The sequence below is a fragment of the Paenibacillus sp. Marseille-Q7038 genome (assembly GCF_965111595.1).
The window spans coordinates 1080054-1096740 of sequence record NZ_CBCOOM010000002.1; the positions used below are offsets into that span (position 1 = coordinate 1080054).

General features: G+C 40.1%; 17 protein-coding genes and 1 pseudogene. 13 read left to right on the forward strand and 5 right to left on the reverse strand.

The genetic code is table 11. From position 1 onward, the window contains the following. Positions 1–104 precede the first annotated feature (104 nt). The 11 genes from ACWPWY_RS22205 to ACWPWY_RS22255 all read left to right on the forward strand — a co-directional run bounded on the left by ACWPWY_RS22205 (position 105) and on the right by ACWPWY_RS22255 (position 12235). Positions 105–629, forward strand: coding sequence for a DUF948 domain-containing protein (locus tag ACWPWY_RS22205; RefSeq protein ID WP_454193686.1), 525 nt, complete (start codon positions 105–107; stop codon positions 627–629). Between the two features lie 114 nt (positions 630–743). Continuing rightward, a complete protein-coding gene (locus tag ACWPWY_RS22210; protein WP_454193687.1) occupies positions 744–1274 on the forward strand; it encodes a hypothetical protein in 531 nt (176 codons plus the stop codon). 90 nt (positions 1275–1364) lie between these two features. Next, positions 1365–1709, forward strand: a complete 345-nt coding sequence (locus tag ACWPWY_RS22215; RefSeq protein ID WP_454193688.1) for a general stress protein — start codon at positions 1365–1367, stop codon at positions 1707–1709. Positions 1710–1937: 228 nt separating this feature from the next. After that, positions 1938–3110, forward strand: coding sequence for a SpoIIE family protein phosphatase (locus ACWPWY_RS22220; RefSeq protein WP_454193689.1), 1173 nt, complete (start codon positions 1938–1940; stop codon positions 3108–3110). A 3-nt stretch (positions 3111–3113) separates the two neighbouring features. Next, positions 3114–6824 (forward strand): response regulator, encoded by a 3711-nt coding sequence (locus ACWPWY_RS22225; protein WP_454193690.1) that lies wholly within the window; start codon positions 3114–3116, stop codon positions 6822–6824. 98 nt (positions 6825–6922) lie between these two features. Continuing rightward, positions 6923–7795 (forward strand): CheR family methyltransferase, encoded by an 873-nt coding sequence (locus ACWPWY_RS22230; protein WP_454193691.1) that lies wholly within the window; start codon positions 6923–6925, stop codon positions 7793–7795. Between the two features lie 18 nt (positions 7796–7813). Continuing rightward, entirely contained in the window at positions 7814–9466 is a 1653-nt protein-coding gene (locus ACWPWY_RS22235) for a response regulator (RefSeq protein WP_454193692.1), read from the forward strand. Positions 9467–9556: 90 nt separating this feature from the next. Then, entirely contained in the window at positions 9557–9895 is a 339-nt protein-coding gene (locus tag ACWPWY_RS22240) for an STAS domain-containing protein (RefSeq protein ID WP_454193693.1), read from the forward strand. An 18-nt stretch (positions 9896–9913) separates the two neighbouring features. After that, complete coding sequence (gene rsbW / locus ACWPWY_RS22245) at positions 9914–10366, forward strand: anti-sigma B factor RsbW (protein ID WP_454193694.1); 453 nt, start codon at positions 9914–9916, stop codon at positions 10364–10366. Next, entirely contained in the window at positions 10363–11136 is a 774-nt protein-coding gene (locus tag ACWPWY_RS22250; RefSeq protein ID WP_191804028.1) for a sigma-70 family RNA polymerase sigma factor, read from the forward strand. The genes rsbW and ACWPWY_RS22250 overlap by 4 nt, the downstream gene beginning before the upstream one ends. A gap of 103 nt (positions 11137–11239) precedes the next feature. Further along, positions 11240–12235 carry a magnesium transporter CorA family protein gene (locus ACWPWY_RS22255; protein WP_454193695.1) on the forward strand — a complete coding sequence of 332 codons (996 nt, stop codon included), beginning with the start codon at positions 11240–11242 and terminating at the stop codon, positions 12233–12235. A 74-nt stretch (positions 12236–12309) separates the two neighbouring features. Here ACWPWY_RS22255 and ACWPWY_RS22260 read toward each other — a convergent pair whose 3' ends face one another. From ACWPWY_RS22260 to ACWPWY_RS22275, 4 genes and pseudogenes are all read right to left on the reverse strand, one after another. Further along, complete coding sequence (locus ACWPWY_RS22260) at positions 12310–12666, reverse strand: DUF5665 domain-containing protein (protein ID WP_454193696.1); 357 nt, start codon at positions 12664–12666, stop codon at positions 12310–12312. Positions 12667–12881: 215 nt separating this feature from the next. After that, positions 12882–13298 (reverse strand): annotated as a pseudogene (locus ACWPWY_RS22265) (YtxH domain-containing protein); the annotation flags it as partial. A 76-nt stretch (positions 13299–13374) separates the two neighbouring features. After that, the gene (locus ACWPWY_RS22270) at positions 13375–13632 is read right to left on the reverse strand and encodes a GlsB/YeaQ/YmgE family stress response membrane protein (RefSeq protein ID WP_454193697.1); all 258 of its coding nucleotides are present in this window, start codon (positions 13630–13632) and stop codon (positions 13375–13377) included. Between the two features lie 86 nt (positions 13633–13718). After that, complete coding sequence (locus tag ACWPWY_RS22275; RefSeq protein ID WP_454193698.1) at positions 13719–14396, reverse strand: phosphatase PAP2 family protein; 678 nt, start codon at positions 14394–14396, stop codon at positions 13719–13721. A 173-nt stretch (positions 14397–14569) separates the two neighbouring features. On the opposite strand from ACWPWY_RS22275, the gene ACWPWY_RS22280 reads away from it, so the two are divergent. After that, a complete protein-coding gene (locus ACWPWY_RS22280) occupies positions 14570–15580 on the forward strand; it encodes an asparaginase (RefSeq protein WP_454193699.1) in 1011 nt (336 codons plus the stop codon). A gap of 131 nt (positions 15581–15711) precedes the next feature. Here ACWPWY_RS22280 and ACWPWY_RS22285 read toward each other — a convergent pair whose 3' ends face one another. Next, positions 15712–15936 (reverse strand): DUF1128 family protein, encoded by a 225-nt coding sequence (locus tag ACWPWY_RS22285; protein WP_454193700.1) that lies wholly within the window; start codon positions 15934–15936, stop codon positions 15712–15714. A gap of 101 nt (positions 15937–16037) precedes the next feature. On the opposite strand from ACWPWY_RS22285, the gene yyaC reads away from it, so the two are divergent. Further along, the gene (gene yyaC, locus ACWPWY_RS22290; RefSeq protein WP_454193701.1) at positions 16038–16613 is read left to right on the forward strand and encodes a spore protease YyaC; all 576 of its coding nucleotides are present in this window, start codon (positions 16038–16040) and stop codon (positions 16611–16613) included. Positions 16614–16687 lie beyond the last annotated feature (74 nt).

A 16687-nucleotide genomic window follows, 5' to 3' on the forward strand; every position in this document is an offset into this window, starting at 1 on the left:
TTTTATATTTCGTGAGCTTACTCTCTTGTTTCGAGACTGTGCACGGCGGGTAATTCTCGAATAACAAACACTATTGATGATGAAATGAAAGCGAGGTTGTGTATATGTTGTGGCAAATTAGCGTAGCTATTATTGCGGTAGCTTTTGCAGTACTGGTTGTCTTTCTGATTAAGACATTAAAGACAGCTCAAGAATCCCTGGATAACGTATCCAAAACACTGAAAGAAGTTCAAGGTACAATCGATGAACTAGGTTATGAGGTAAAACAAACGGTTCGTCATGCAAATGAAATTACAGTAGATGTGGAAAATAAAATGAAACAAATTGATCCGGTTATGGTATCCGTGAAAAATTTGGGTGAAGTTCTGGCAGAAGTAACAGGTGCTGCTAAACAAGTATCAAGTACCGTAATGAGTAAATTTCAACACAAGAAAGAATTCGGTAATGTGGTAAGAAGCAGCCGAGTAGCAGAAAAACAGGCTTCGGAAGTAAAAGCTTTGCCTGCTGCTGGAGGAACTTCTGCGGGAATCGTAACTCCGAGTCTAGCACATCATGAGAATTCAACAAGCAAAAAATGGTTGAATTATGTTGATATCGCTGCAGACACGTGGAACAAAATCAGACGTTAATTTGAAAAAGGTGTATGTAGGAAGTCTTGCCATAGCGATGTAACAAGGTCCCTAATAGGATAACGTACGTGCGGCAGGATGGTACAGCATATGGAGAAGAAGAAAGGGTGAGAGATGATGTTACAAACTATGCTTTTCATGTTGGCGCTCACATCTCCCTTTTCCGTTCAACCTACGGCTGAACCTGCCGCAATGTGGCAAGGCAATCAATCAGTAGAGTTGGCGGTAAAGAAGTCGGAACCAACTCAAATACGGCCTATAGAACAGCAAACTGAATTCAAAACAGTAAATGATATTTCTTTACAAGATACCAAGGCAGATGTACTAAGCAAGAAAGGGTATCCCGAGCAGACGAAAAAAGACGTGATTCTTGGTAGCAGAGAGTATATTTATGAGGATGTAACCGTCGGTATTATAGATGGAACCGTTTCCTATATTCAGGTGAAGAAAGAGGCAACGTACTTAAAGGTGAATGATGTATTCATGGAACTAACTCCGCGCAGCATCAAACATACGCTTGGCAAACCTGACTTCATTGCTGAAGATGGAGATGTGTACATTAAAGGTCACCAGGCAGTAAAAGTTTATTTGGATGAACATCAGCACTTGAAACATGTGGAGTTTTTTGATGAAGGCTCTTTTTAGAGGAAAAAGATCTTTGTTTCAAGAGGAATAGAATTGTTTATATTACGTAAATATTTGAAAAAATAGAGGTTTCTAAGGAGCGTGGATATCATGAAAACAACGAATTCGAAAGCGTATGCTAAACTCGTTGAGAACGGAATTCAGGCAGTGGAAACGGTAAAAGAACTTCGTGACGCAGATTATTTGGCGAAAGATATTTTCGTATTGGCACATAGTGAAGACCGAACAGATCGCATTGCGAATAAAGCAAACGCTAAAGAGATTGGTTTAAAAGAAGAAGGCGTTTTTGACTCCATTGCCAATCTGTTCCGTTCCCGTGGAGATGAACTTCGTGCTAAAATTGTATCCATTGGATTTACAGAAACGGAAGCAGAATATTACGAGAAAGAGCTTGATAAAGGGAAAGTTCTTGTTATAGCTCAGCGAAGTGTATAGTAATTATCTATATCAAAATGAAGTGAATATAAAAATAGGATGGCAAGGAATGGGAGGATTTTACTCCCATTCCTTTCTGTGCGTTTTGAGAAAAGGTGCTACTATGTATAGAACGTTTATCTTAAATATCTTATCTCTTTAAAATTTGCTATAGTTAAGAAAGTATATTATTTCTGTTACAGAAAATAAGTCCCCTAGTATAATTATTGCTAGTAGAAGGAGAGGGTTATGAGAATACTTATTGTAGACGACAATCCGACCAATGTTATTATTATTCGTGAAATTTTAAAGAAAGAAAACTATAAGAATATCGTTACTGCGAAATCCGCTTTTGAGATGTTTGATGTATTAGGGGTTCAAATTCGAGGTGAGAATGTGGATCTCCCATCGGATGAAGCGGAGGAACCTGATGTAGATCTCATTTTGCTAGATATGATGATGCCAGAAATGGATGGAATAGAAGCTTGTCGTATTGTACAAACCTATCCTCACCTGAAAGACATTCCAATCATTATGGTGACGGCTGTTGGCGATTCGAAGAAACTAGCTGAGGCCCTTGATGTAGGAGCTATGGATTACGTTACGAAACCGATTAACAAAGTGGAACTGATGGCCCGAATTCGTCTTGCCTTACGTCTAAAGCAGGAAAAAGATTGGCGTAAAGACCGAGACCAACGTATTCAAGATGAACTTAAATTAGCTAGTCTTGTTCAGAATGCAGTGCTCAGCCCCGCTATAGAAGATCCAAAGTTTACGGTAAATGCTTTGTATCAGCCATCTGCCGTACTGGCAGGGGATTTATATGCATGGTACCCGCTAGGAAAAGGAAGATACGGAGTTATATTGCTAGATATGATGGGGCATGGAATTTCCTCGTCACTCTTTTGTATGTTTATTGCTTCTGTCTTAAAAGACACCGTGACCACCTATATTGAACCTGACCGGGTCATGAAGGAATTAAACCGAAGGTTTAATCAACTTTATCTTGATGATCAGCTGGTTATGTATTATTTCACAGCTATATATCTTGTTATTGATACGAATGAAATGCGGATTGATTACGTCAATGCCGGACATCCTCCTGCACTGCTATTTGAAGGAAATGGCGAAGTAATTTCACTAGACCGTGTCACTCATCCCGTTGGACTATTTGATACGATGGAGGCAGAAACTCACACCGTCTATTATAAAGGTGATAGTCACATTACCATGTATACGGATGGGCTGCTCGAAGCGGTGGATGGAGAAACCGAAGAACAGCTTTCATTTTTAAAAGAACGCTTAAGTCACAATCACAATTTCGACGAGCAGGAGATGCGTCAGACGTTCTTTGATGAGGAAGTAACGAAAGAACATGAAGATGATATTTGCTTAGTATGGATTTCACTAAAAGGAGAATAGAGAATGAAAATACGCACTCGATTGCTTGTTGGCTTCAGTGCAATGATGGCGATCTTACTCGTGCTTACTATGATCAGTTTTAACGCTACCAACAACATGAAAAGCGAAATTGATAATATGTATAACGATAGGTACATGAAAACTAGATTCACTTCCGGTGTACGTGCGGATGTAAACGACGTTGCATTCTATATTACGACAGCGATGATGAATCCTGATGCGAACACGTTACAATCGGCAACTGCAAAGATCAATGAAAAGCAGGCAAGCCTAAAAGATAACTTAGAAAAAATTGAGGAACGTGCAAATACAGCAGAAGAAATTAGTTTGCTTACGGATGTAAAAGATCAGATCCAAGAGTTTGAGAATTATACGGCTCGTGCAATGCAGTTACTTGAAGAGCAGAAAATAGCTGAGTCTAATTCCTATCGCAATAACGCAGGGGTTACAGTGCAGCAAGATGCACTGACGAGTCTAACCAAGCTGAATGAATATCAGGATTTATTGATTGATCAGGAAATTCTGGCAGCTAAGGATAAAATGAATAAGACGGTTCAATGGCTTGGCGGATTTTTGGTAGCGGGTTTACTTATTGCTCTTGCGATTATTCTTTGGGTTATTCCTAGTATTACAAAAGGGTTAAGCACCGTTTCGATGATGATTCAGAGTTTTGGTAAAGGGAGATTCCGTACCATCCGAAGAATCAAAGTCAAGACGAAAGACGAAATTGGTCAAATTGCCCGTGTATTTAAAGATATGGCTGAAGATCTGGAACAGAAGCAGCTATTGGAACAAGAATATACGCGAGCGCAAGAGGATCAAAACTGGCTTAATGGCAATATGGCTCGGATTACCGATTTATTGCGGGGTATAGGTTCAACTGAACAAGTGTCCCAGTTGTTTATAAGTGAATTTGCACCTGTTATTGGTGTGAATTATGGTGCAGTGTATCTCCATGATGAGGATAAGCATCCAGACGAGTTAAAATGTTACGGAGCTTATGCTTTTGATGGGGGAGAAACAAACAGTAAATCTACTTTCAAAATTGGTGAAGGGCTTGTAGGGCAAAGCGCACTTGATAAAAAAGTGATCGAACTTAATGAAGCACCCGATGGTTATTTAAGAATTGGTTCAGGTCTTGGTTATTCCGCACCTGCGAGCATTCTCATTCGACCTATTTTATTTGAAGAGGAAATGCTTGGTGTAGTGGAGGTAGCTTCGTTTGAACCGCTAACTTTCATGCAAAAGCAGCTATTTGAACAGCTTGTCAATAATATCGGCGTTATTATTAACAATATTAATCGTCGTATGCGTGTGGAAGAACTCTTGCGTGAATCGCAGGCTCTGACAGAAGAACTTCAAATGCAATCCGAGGAACTTCAAACCCAACAAGAGGAACTGCGCCGTTCGAACGAAAGTTTGGGAGAACAAGCAGAAGAACTCAAACGTTCAGAAGAACTACTGCAACGTCAGCAAGAAGAACTGGAGCATTTTAATACCGAACTTCTTGGTAAGACAAGAGCGCTTGAAGAGCAAGTGCAACAGGTAGAAGAGAAGAACGAACAGATAGAAATCACGAAACGTCAGCTGGAACAGCAAGCGATGCAGTTGTCTATTACGTCGAAATACAAATCGGAATTCCTTGCTAATATGTCCCATGAGCTTAGAACGCCGCTTAATAGTTTGCTTATTCTATCTCAACTTCTAACAGAGAATAAAGATGGGAATTTGACACCAAAACAAAAAGAGTATGCACAAACCATTTATATGTCAGGTGCTGACCTCTTGAAAATGATTGATGAAATTCTAGATTTATCTAAAGTGGAATCTGGAAAAATGGAAGTGAACCATGAGAAGGTTAATATCTCGGATCTACAGGGCTTCGTAGAACAAAACTTTGCACCTGTAGCGATGAGCAAAAATCTGAAACTTCATTTTGAAACGGATGAGAATCTGCCGTCGTCCTTTGTATCCGATGGGCATCGTGTGAAGCAGATTTTACGTAATCTTTTATCAAATGCTTTCAAATTCACGACATCTGGTTCCATTACGGTCAATATGAAACTAGCTGAGAAATCAGAATTGCCGGATTACTTTGATATTGATATTCCTTATATTTCGATGTCGGTAAAAGATACGGGGATTGGAATTGCCCAAGACAAGATTGATTTGGTCTTTGAAGCCTTCCAGCAAGTTGATGGAACGACAAGCAGGAAATATGGAGGTACGGGACTGGGATTATCCATCAGCAGAGAGTTATCTAAACTGCTTGGCGGGGAAATTAAGCTCAGCTCGGAAGAAGGAGAAGGAAGCACATTCACTCTCTTCTTGCCTCTTCTTGAGGAAGATGCTGTGAAACTTAATGGAGCGGCGAATGAGTATAAAGAATCAGCTGCAACCCATGAAAGTTTTGTTAAGCAAGATCGAGTTATTTACGATAAATCTATGACCATTCCTTCTAGTTCACCTAAAGTACTATCTTCCTCGTCTGTAGCGGTTGTTAACAACATTAAAGATGACCGAGAAGATATTCAAAATGGGGACCGTGTGATGTTGATTATCGAAGATGACCCGAAATTCGCTAATATTTTGCTTGATATGACAAGGCAGCGCGATTTTAAAGCACTCGTTGCTTTGCAAGGAGACATTGGTCTTGAGATGGCGAAGCGCTATTTGCCAGACGCGATTATTCTTGACATTCAGCTTCCTGTGATGGATGGCTGGGGAGTCTTGAATGAATTGAAGGCAAACCTGTCTACACGTCATATTCCGGTGCATGTGATTTCTGTAATGGATGAGATTAAACAGGGACTTATGATGGGTGCTATTGCTTATCTGAAAAAACCATCTAATCGCGAATCATTGGATCAGGCTTTTGCTCATATTGAATCTTATATAGATAAATCATTGAAACGTCTTCTCATTGTAGAGGATGACGAGATACAGCGTAATGCAATTATTGAACTCATTGGCCATGATGATGTAGCCATAACGGCCGTTTCCACAGGGAAAGAAGCAATTGAGGAACTCCGTAAAGTGAGATATGACTGTATGGTACTTGATCTCATGTTGACGGATATAACCGGATTTGAACTATTGGATCAGATTCGTGATGACGCACAGCTGAATGATCTGCCTATCATTATTTACACAGGCAAGGAGCTGGATAGTAAAGAAGAGATGAAACTGCGTAAGTACGCTGAATCCATTATTATTAAGGATGTTAAATCTCCAGAACGTTTGCTTGATGAGACTACATTGTTCTTGCATCGGGTAGAGGCAAACTTGCCGGAAGACAAGAGAAAGATTTTGCAAAATCTATATAACAAGGAAACTTTATTTGAAGGCAAACGGATCTTGCTAGTAGATGATGATATTCGTAATGTATTTGCTTTATCAAGTGTACTGGAAAGCTACCGTATGGATGTGACTTTTGCCGAGAATGGAAGAGAAGCGATAGAGCTTCTTGAAAAGAATCGAAATTATGATCTCGTCTTGATGGATATGATGATGCCGGAGATGGATGGATATGAGGCGATGACCCGTATCCGGCAAATGCCTGAGTTCGAAAAATTGCCAATTATTGCTTTGACAGCGAAAGCAATGAAGGATGATCGAGACAAATGTATAGTGGCAGGAGCCTCAGATTATGTGAAAAAACCGATCCAAACGGATCAACTTTTATCTCTAATGCGAGTATGGTTGTATTCGTAAGCTTGAAAAGTGGGTATAAGAGTTAGAACCCTTATTTATGAGAATAGAACTCGAAACTATATAGTTCGGAAGTATAAAGTAAGGAAGTGGACGAAATTATGTCAACTGGGGAAACAACAATTTCAGAAGGACCTTTCGATGAGAAACCTGTACAGGAAGAGAGGGAGCAAATCGAGATCGATTTGCTTCTGGAAGGGATTCATCGATTTTATGGATATGATTTTCGAAACTATGCTATGCCTTCGCTGAGAAGGAGGATTCTACATCATGTAGATACAGAACATCTGAATTCAATTTCTGAGCTTCAACATAAGGTACTGCATGAACGTGCTGCATTCAAGAAATTGGTGCAAAGTCTGTCCATTCCAGTTACGGAAATGTTTCGTGACCCCAGCTTGTTCAAGATGTTCCGTGAGAAGGTAGTTCCGTTGCTTAGAACATATCCTTATATTCGGATTTGGCATGCCGGCTGTTCTACGGGAGAAGAAGTTTATTCGATGGCGATTCTATTGCACGAAGAGGGGCTTTATGAGAAGTCCCGAATTTATGCCACAGACATGAATGAACGCTCCCTTCAGCAGGCCAAAGAAGGCGTATATGGAATTGAAAAGATGAAGTTGTATACCAAAAATTATATGGAAGCAGGGGGCACCCGTGCTTTCTCTGAATATTATACGGCGCGTTATAACTCGGTCATGCTTCATCCATATTTACGAAAGAATATTATTTTTGCTGAACATAACCTGGCAACGGATCGTTCTTTTAACGAATTTAATGTTATATTCTGTAGAAATGTGATGATTTATTTTAATGACGAATTACGGCGTCATGTACACGGTTTGTTTCATGAAAGTTTAAGTCGTCTTGGCGTACTGGTACTCGGATCTAAAGAATCGATCCACTTCTCGGGTTATAGTGAAGATTATGAACCGATGGATCGGGTTGAAAAAATATATCGTAAGTTGAAGTAGTAAGGGGGGACCATGGCTATGGGGATGAAAGAGCCGATTCATATTTTACTTGTCGATGACCGTCCAGAGAACCTGCTAGCTCTTGAGGCAGTCCTCGAAAGTGAGCAATATGTTCTCGTTAAAGCGACTTCAGGTGAAGAAGCGCTTAGATGTCTGCTGAAGTATGACTTTGCAGTCATTGTTCTGGATGTGCAGATGCCTGGTCTAGATGGAATAGAGACAGCCAAATTAATCAAGGCTAGAGATAAAACGAAAGATATACCTATCATTTTTATTTCTGCAAACAGTAAAGAAGCAGAGCATCTTTTTGCTGGTTATTCTGCAGGTGCGATTGATTACATGGTAAAACCTTTTATTCCTCAAATCTTGAAATCTAAAATTGAGGGGTTTGTGGATATGTACTTATCCAACAAACGTCTCAAAATTCAGTCCATGCTCTTACAGCAAAAAACAATGGAGCTGGAACGGATTAATCAAGAGCTAGTTCAGGCTAAAGAAGCAGCAGAAATTGCAGTGCAAGCTAAAACAGAGTTTTTGGCGATGATGAGTCATGAAATCAGAACACCGATGAATGGTGTTATCGGAATGATTGATTTATTGATGGAAACAGAGTTACAAGAGGAACAAAAAGAATATACCGAAATCATTCGTAACAGTGCAGATGCCTTGGTCATCATCATTAATGATATTTTGGATTTCACCAAAATGGAATCTGGAAAGATGGAACTTGAACAACAACCATTTGAATTATCTTCTTGTATTAAAGAAATTTATAATTTATTTCAGGTGGAAGCTTCCAAGAAGAAATTGGAACTTGTTTATTTCATTGATGAGGCTATCCCGAGCGTTCTCTACGGAGACATGTCCCGACTTCGACAAATTCTTACGAACTTGATTGCCAATTCTATTAAGTTTACAGAGCATGGCGGGGTCTATTTGATGGCTTCCCTTAAGGAGTTTGACCAGTGCCGCTATGTACTCGAATTCACGATCAAGGATACAGGGATCGGCATAGCGCCGGAGAAAGCCGATCATTTATTCAAACCTTTTTCCCAGCTCGATTCATCCATGACACGGAAATATGGAGGTACAGGCTTGGGTCTTGCCATCTGTAAGAATCTAGTAGATATGATGGGGGGTACCATTCGAGTTGATACGGAGGAAGAGCGAGGAGCTACCTTTGTATTTACAGTGAATATGCTTCCATATAATCAAATGTTGGAAGATGAAGAGCTTCCTATTTTGGAAGAACATCCTGATGATGAGGGAGATTCTCAAGCAACCATTCTTGTTGTGGATGATCATCCGATCAATCAGAAATTAATGAGCAGTATGCTAAAGAAACTTGGCTTGTCTTCGGATATTGCTGAAGATGGGAGTCGTGCGCTGGAGATGGCATTAACCAATTCATATGATCTCATTTTCATGGATTTGCAGATGCCGATTATGGATGGACTTGAATGTACTCGCCGGATTAGATCCGAGCTTGGACATAGACCTCAACCCGCTATTATAGCAACTGCGAATGTAATGGATGGGATAAAAGATCGTTGTATTGTGGAAGGAATGAACGGTTACATTAGTAAACCTGTCAAAATGGCAAATGTAAAACAAAAAATAAGTGAGTTTCGTCAGACGTATAATACTTCCAGAGCGACCCCCATACTTTAAGGAAAAAGGTGGAAAATAAAAAGTGTTTCATATCGTATGCCTGAGGTTAATTCAATATAGATAACATTTTTATCGGGAGAGAGATGTCTAATGAATACAAACAAAAATGAGAAGTTTAATGTAAGTACGGAAACGGTTGACAATGCTAATAAGGTTTATCTGAGCGGAGAACTTGATCTCTCAGTTGCACCTGATTTCCGCAATACAATGGAGCCACTCGTGGGGGACACTGAAAAGAACTTAATCGTAAATCTGAAAGATCTGAAATACATTGATAGTACAGGGATTGGTATCTTGCTATCTATTCTAAAAGTAAGACATGGTCAGAATGCGAATTTTATAGTAGAAGAAGTGCCTGCAAATATCCAAAAATTATTTGATATGACCGGTATCTCGAAATTTTTTATCTCACAGGAGAATACCCAATAGGAAAGGAACGAAGGTAAAATGAAAGCAGAATCACAAAGTGTAAAACTGAATTTGCCGGCGACAGCCGACTTTGTTGATATTGTTAGGCTTAATTTGTACGGAATTGCATCAAAAATGGGTTTTTCCTATGAAGAGATCGAGGACATGAAAGTCGCAGTCTCAGAAGCATGTAATAATTCCGTGCTTTATGCCTACGGTGAGGAAAACGGAGTTGTAGAAGTTATTTTTAATTTTAATGATTCTGAACTTGCCATTACGGTCAAAGATGAAGGGGAGAGCTTTGAACGTGTTGAGCAAAGAGAAGGAGTTGCTACACTGCATGACAAAGATTTGAATGAAGTTCAAATCGGTGGCCTAGGCTTTTATCTCATGCAGGCTCTTATGGATGACGTGAATGTAACAAGTGAATCTGGTAAAGGAACTGAGGTTGTACTGACCAAACGCCTCACTAAAAGCGAGGAAACGGTATGACTGAACGGTCGACTCCCCAAGAGTCTATGGATGAAGCAGTAGGGTTAATTTGGGAATATCAGCAAACCAAAGATAACGAAATTGCCACCGTACTGATTAAAAAATACGAGCCTATGGTCAAAATGGCTGCTGGGAAAATTTCCAGAAATAGGCCGGATTTATATGAAGATTTGTATCAAACTGGTCAAATGGCGCTCGTTAGGTTACTCAGTCAATATGATATATCCTTGGGAATCCCTTTCGAGCCTTATGCTATGAAAAGCATGATTGGACATATGAAAAATTACCTTCGTGATAAATCATGGTACATACAAGTTCCTCGTCGGATCAAAGAAAAAGGTGCGCTGGTACAGCATGCCATTGATGATTTGACGATGAAACTTGAACGTTCGCCAGATGTGAAAGAAATTGCGAGTTATCTGGACCTCACCGTTGAAGAAACTGTAGAGGTGCTAGCAGGTCGCGAATCTTATCATTATGTCTCACTGGATTCACCGTTATCACAAGATGAGAGTACAGCTACTCTTGGTGAACTGATTAGTTCGGATGTGAATGACTATGATTCGGTAGAGAAGCGAATGGATCTTCAGCAAGCGATGAACCAATTGAAAGAACAAGAACAGAAAGTACTGCTGCTCGCGTTCCAAGATGGGCAGTCGCAAAGGGCTATTGCTCAGAAATTAGGGGTTTCCCAAATGAGCGTATCTCGTATTCAGAAGAGAGCTACGGAAAAATTAAAACAGATTATGTCGCAATCATCTTCTTTTTAACATATAAAAGTGCTTACGTAAGCTTGGAAGCATGCCCGCATTTCCATCGGAATGCGGGCATGCTTCTTTTATTGCGATGTCATAAAGGAAGGGAGGGTCTTCTTTGGAAGAACACGAATTAAAGGAAATGGGTCATGATTTGAAGACCTTTGATCATTTTCAGTGGAGAAATTATAATGTGACCGATCTTGGATGCGATGAACTAAAGGAACTTGGAGATATCTTGCCTGGAGCTACAGAGTGGCTTAGTAAATTACCTAATTTAGAAACTAACTATATTTCAGCCCGCACGGTAGCAGGAGGGAAACAGGTACTATTCGGTTCTATCCTCTATACCATTAAAAAAAATATCGGGGGAGAAGGCATAGAGAGCCAATTTTATTTCTATGTTGAACCTGGGGCGCTGGTTACCTTGAATATAGATGAAGGCACTAGACAGATGCTCTATTCAAGAGAAAGATTATTGGTTTTATCAAAAGCAGACGATGCGGTATCTGGATTATTCATCATGGCGCGTACGCTGCTGCATTATTTTCATATCGGTATGGATGAATTTGAACTTAATCTTCGTAAGTTGGAGAAAAGTATGGAAGAACAGAATGCACGGACATTAATGGATAAAATCTTGAATGCACGTTTTGAATTATTGTTTTGGAGTAATCAATTTATTTCTTTTCAAGAATTAATGCATGCAGCTAATGAAGCTTTCTATGAGCTAGATTTGGAAAAGAGATTGACCTATAAGAAGCTATACTACCGAATGAAACGTATGGATAGTTTGTTTAAACACTACGAGAAGGAGATTGATACACTCATCTCTATTGATGATGCCTCATCTTCGATTCGAGGAAATGATATTATGAAGACGCTGACTATTGTTACCTCCGTGTTTACTCCTGCCACTGCGGTAGGTGCAATTTGGGGGATGAACTTTGAGAACTTGCCATGGATTACGACGTCATGGGGATTTACCGTGACCATTACTGTTACTTTACTCAGTATGGTAAGCATGTACCTGTGGATGTACTTTAAGGGATGGACAGGTGATATTCTAAAGATTAAATCCGGAAAAGCACAAAAAAAGAAGAAGCGTGAATAAAATTAAAAAGCCTTATAATTATCCTCTGGCAGGTAATTAATAAGGCTTCTTTCTGTTATATGGATTATTTATGATTACTTGGCCTGATTTATATAGCCCTGCAGTTCAGCGATATATCTCCCGATGCCCGGGAGGTTCATATCCACAATTAGACTGAGTAACCAGCCTAATAAAGCGAGTACAACAACGGTACCCAGAGACATACCTAATCCTCGAGCGATCCCTGCAGTGAAATTAGACAACAGGCGTCTTTTGGTGCTGCTATAATTCTCTATCAAATCTTTGAACTCTACACTTTCCATCGCTTTATAGATTCCATCGAGACGTGAATTTAAATTTTTCACTTCATGTCTTAGTTCAAAGGGATGTTCGTTAACGATCTCTTTTTGTTCATTTTTTTTCTTATCTGGGTTTATGTTCATCGTACTCATCGATTCTCCTCCTTTGTGCTGTATCGTTTAAATGATGAAAAATAGCCAGCTGTATACAGCTGGCTATACACTACTCAGATGAATGATAGAGATTAATGGTTAGTGGATGAATGGTTAGAACTGCGATTCAGTTCACGATTCGCTTCATTGGTAGCTTTTTCAGTAGTTGCAGCAACCTGAGAAGTTGCGCTTTTTGCTTCATTCGAAATGTTGTTTGAAGATTTTTGTGCTTCGTTGCTAACATTTTCAGAAGCTTTTTTTGCTTCATCCGCTACATTAGCAGATGCTTTTCTAGCTTCATCCGATACGTCCGCAGTTGCTTGTTTTACACTTGTCATAACAGTAGAAGTATTATCACTAACTGTTTTAGCCAAATCTGTAGTTTTAGAAGAAACTGTTTTTGCAATTTCGGAAGCTTTATCGCCAACTACGGTAGCTACTTCCTTTGTTTTATCGGATACTTCACCCATTCGGTAAGATAAGTCACCGCGAAGTTCGCGGCCCGGTTTCGGTGCAAAAAGTAGCGCTGCTGCAGCACCGATCAATCCTCCAATAAATAAACCTTTTGTAAAGTTGCTGCTATTACCCGTATCTTCGTTTCTGTAGTCTGCAATAGATCTATTGTATTCCATGTCGTTTTGATTCATCATAATCGCTCCTCTAATTTTAAAATTTTAGTTCATTACTTCTTGTTCTTTTCTTACCCCGTTAAGTCGCTTTTCTAAACAACTTTCCAATAAGTCCGAGAAGAAAAACAAAGATTGCTGTTCCGATGATGGCTGGGACGACGGCAAAATCAGCGATGACGGGACCAAAGTCACCGAATAGCATCGAACCGATCCAAGCACCAACTAATCCAGCAATCATCGATCCTAAAATACCACCTGGCATGTCATGGCCAACGAGAGCATCGCCAATAATTCCGATGAGAATCGCCATTACGATACTTAAGATGATGGCCCACATAACAATCGCCTCCTTTGCTTGCTCTTGTGCCTTGCTATTCGATATATAAACGTTCCTTGCCAGTATTGAAACAAGGATGGTAACATCTAGTGCTTCGTAGAGGAAGATAATGCAAATTCAGTTCGAAAGATCTTGTTTATGCAAAACACCCATACGCCGCCTGCAATGAATCCTGTTAACACATCGGAAGGGTAATGTACACCAAGATAAATACGACTAAATCCAAGTAAGAAAATACCCGTGATGCCAATCATGGTAAGTAAAGTGGGATCTCCTTTTTTCTGTTTCTGCGAGTAGATTGCAATTAATAGTAGGGAACCGTAAAATCCAGCGGCAACCATGGCGTGCCCACTTGGAAAACTATAGCCGCTAACGCTGATAAGAAAGTCAAGATCCGGGCGCTCTCGGCGCACAATATATTTACTAAGGGCATTAATTCCCCACATTCCGAGAAAACTTAGCAGTACGATGTTCCCCTCCAAATAACGACTTCGGTAGATAATGTAATAACAAGCAAACGTGAGTGCCACTACCAAAGAATAATAAAAGGAGCCAAAGGAAGTGACCACTCGCATAAGAGGGAGGAGACCGTAATACGAGCTGTCTTCAGAAGGAAATAGCAACTCTTGAATACGGATATCAAGTTCTTGTATGCGGTCTGCCCCCAGTATGTAGAATAGAAGAGCAATAAGAAAAATAACAATGAAACTTGAAGCAAGAGCGATACTTGTCCATAATAACGAATGGTCTTTGTACTTTAGCATGTTTTAATAAGCTCCTTTATCCTTAAATTCATCACAAATTATAAACCTTTCATAATAGTTTACCTATTTTCTCTGTCAAAATATCATCTTTGTACTATACTGTATTATGGTGAATGCTAGGGATCCTATAACAATGGAAAAATGGTCCCTTTATTTAGAAGGAGAGAACCAGCATGACAGACACAACGTTGATACAAGAATTTCGTTCGGGCGTACTCGAAAGTGCTCACCGAGGACATATATGTATAGTGAATGATAAGAAGCAGGTTGTTTATTCGGCAGGCAATCCTCACTTTAGGACATTTACCCGTTCTGCGGCAAAACCGCTTCAGGCAATACCCGGAATCCGGGCCGGAATTGTGGATGCATACGATTTTAGTCAAGAAGAAATTGCACTTATGGTATCTTCCCATCGATCTGAACCTTTTCATAGGAGTACATTAGAGCAGATGAAAGAAAAGATAAACCTGGATGAAGGTGGACTCGTATGTGCCCCAAGTTTTCCGCTGCATGAGGAGAGCCGTACAGATTATATCCGGCAGCAAGGAGATAAGAGAAGGCTCCTTCATAACTGTTCAGGTAAACATATGGGAGTGCTCGCGTACAGTAAGGTAAAAGGTTATGATCTTTCATCCTATGCCGATCCGAATCACCCAGTTCAACAAGAAATCAAACAAATTATTTCCCGTATGGGGGAAATTGACCCAAGTGATATGGCAGCAGGGGTAGACGGTTGTGGATTCCCTGTATTCGCACTGCCCATCTCAACAATGGCAACGGCATTTCTTAAACTGGCCTGCCCAGATCTCATTGAAGATGAGGGAACCCGCAAAGCGGTAGAGGTTATTACTACAGCAATGAATAAAGCCCCCGAGATGGTCGGAGGGACAGGCCGTGTTGACTCTGTCCTGCTTCAAGATGATAATATTGTAGCCAAAGGCGGGTTTCAGGGTGTATTTTGTATGGCTTTACGGAAGGAACGGTTAGGTATCAGTTTTAAAGTGCTTGATGGTTCAGATGAAGAGTGGGGACTCATTGTAAGATCCATTCTTACTCAAATCGGTTACGATAATCCGGAGACGATCCAGCGCCTTACGGAGCAATTCCCTGGAGAGATTCGGAATGATGCATGTACTGTGGTAGGCAAGGCAGAACCTGCTTTTATACTGAAATCTCATTTATAGGATATTTCTTTCTTCACTATGAAAAACAGCCCTGTAAACTTAACGTGGATAATATCGATTTTCTCCTAATCAGGAAATGATCGATATGTCACCGTAAGCACAGGGCTGTTTATTCTATTCTTATACAGTTGTTACACGCGGCGTAGGCGACCAAGCTCAGACACTAACGCTTCCACTTCAGATATACTAAGATTTGTTTTTGAATTGACAACATCATATAGGTCATAGATATCATCATATTGTTCCACGGAAAAAGCAGAAGATTGCAGGGCAGAAGCACTCGCCATTTTTAATTTTCCTTTAATAGTCTCAATCATGTAATCAATATTTTCCGGGCTTTTTTGAGATAAATCCATATTCCGTCCATTCCTTTCGGTACAGTAAAGTTTGTTCGTATTGTATCATGTAAGGAGCAGGATAGAAAGAAAAAGAAGATACGAAAAGGAGATGACGGGTATTGTCTAAATTCACTTCCCTTACTTCTCGAAGCGGAATGTCAGTGAGGAACGCGATGACAGCGGATCAGCTTGTCTCTTTTTTTAAACAAATATATACCGAGCATAGGGAAGAAAAGATCACTTTCGTATGTATTGGAACAGATCGATCTACTGGCGATGCACTTGGCCCGCTGACCGGAACCTATCTGTGTGATCATGGTTTTACTAGAGTGATAGGTACGCTTTCAAATCCTTGTGATGCGGCCAATCTGGAATCGTATCTTGCAGAAATCCCTTCTGATCAGATTATTATTGCCATAGATGCCTGTCTTGGAGACGCTGCTAATATAGGTAGATTTATAGGTAAGACAACTGCTTTGTTCCCGGGACGATCTGTAAAAGGGCAACTGCCTCCTGTAGGAAATTATAGTATTGCCGGCATTGTAAATGCGAACGGCCCCAGACCGTATTCCATATTGCAAATGACCTCACTGTATCAAGTAATGAATATGGCTTCACAGATTGCAGATGCTGCTAGAATAGGTGCAGACCAGACGAGAATGAGCCAAGTTAATGAATTACCTCTTGAGGTCTAGGAAATATTTATAGATAAGCAGAACGTTTCAGTAGGACATCATTAGAGTTATAGAATAGATAAGATTAATCTAGT

Coding starts and splice junctions, on each gene's coding strand:
- ACWPWY_RS22205 (WP_454193686.1), top strand. CDS start 105: ATGTTGTGGCAAATTAGCGTAGCTATTATTGCGGTAGCTTTTGCAGTA.
- ACWPWY_RS22210 (WP_454193687.1), top strand. CDS start 744: ATGATGTTACAAACTATGCTTTTCATGTTGGCGCTCACATCTCCCTTT.
- ACWPWY_RS22215 (WP_454193688.1), top strand. CDS start 1,365: ATGAAAACAACGAATTCGAAAGCGTATGCTAAACTCGTTGAGAACGGA.
- ACWPWY_RS22220 (WP_454193689.1), top strand. CDS start 1,938: ATGAGAATACTTATTGTAGACGACAATCCGACCAATGTTATTATTATT.
- ACWPWY_RS22225 (WP_454193690.1), top strand. CDS start 3,114: ATGAAAATACGCACTCGATTGCTTGTTGGCTTCAGTGCAATGATGGCG.
- ACWPWY_RS22230 (WP_454193691.1), top strand. CDS start 6,923: ATGTCAACTGGGGAAACAACAATTTCAGAAGGACCTTTCGATGAGAAA.
- ACWPWY_RS22235 (WP_454193692.1), top strand. CDS start 7,814: ATGGGGATGAAAGAGCCGATTCATATTTTACTTGTCGATGACCGTCCA.
- ACWPWY_RS22240 (WP_454193693.1), top strand. CDS start 9,557: ATGAATACAAACAAAAATGAGAAGTTTAATGTAAGTACGGAAACGGTT.
- rsbW (WP_454193694.1), top strand. CDS start 9,914: ATGAAAGCAGAATCACAAAGTGTAAAACTGAATTTGCCGGCGACAGCC.
- ACWPWY_RS22250 (WP_191804028.1), top strand. CDS start 10,363: ATGACTGAACGGTCGACTCCCCAAGAGTCTATGGATGAAGCAGTAGGG.
- ACWPWY_RS22260 (WP_454193696.1), bottom strand. CDS start 12,666: ATGAGTACGATGAACATAAACCCAGATAAGAAAAAAAATGAACAAAAA.
- ACWPWY_RS22270 (WP_454193697.1), bottom strand. CDS start 13,632: ATGTGGGCCATCATCTTAAGTATCGTAATGGCGATTCTCATCGGAATT.
- ACWPWY_RS22275 (WP_454193698.1), bottom strand. CDS start 14,396: ATGCTAAAGTACAAAGACCATTCGTTATTATGGACAAGTATCGCTCTT.
- ACWPWY_RS22280 (WP_454193699.1), top strand. CDS start 14,570: ATGACAGACACAACGTTGATACAAGAATTTCGTTCGGGCGTACTCGAA.
- ACWPWY_RS22285 (WP_454193700.1), bottom strand. CDS start 15,936: ATGGATTTATCTCAAAAAAGCCCGGAAAATATTGATTACATGATTGAG.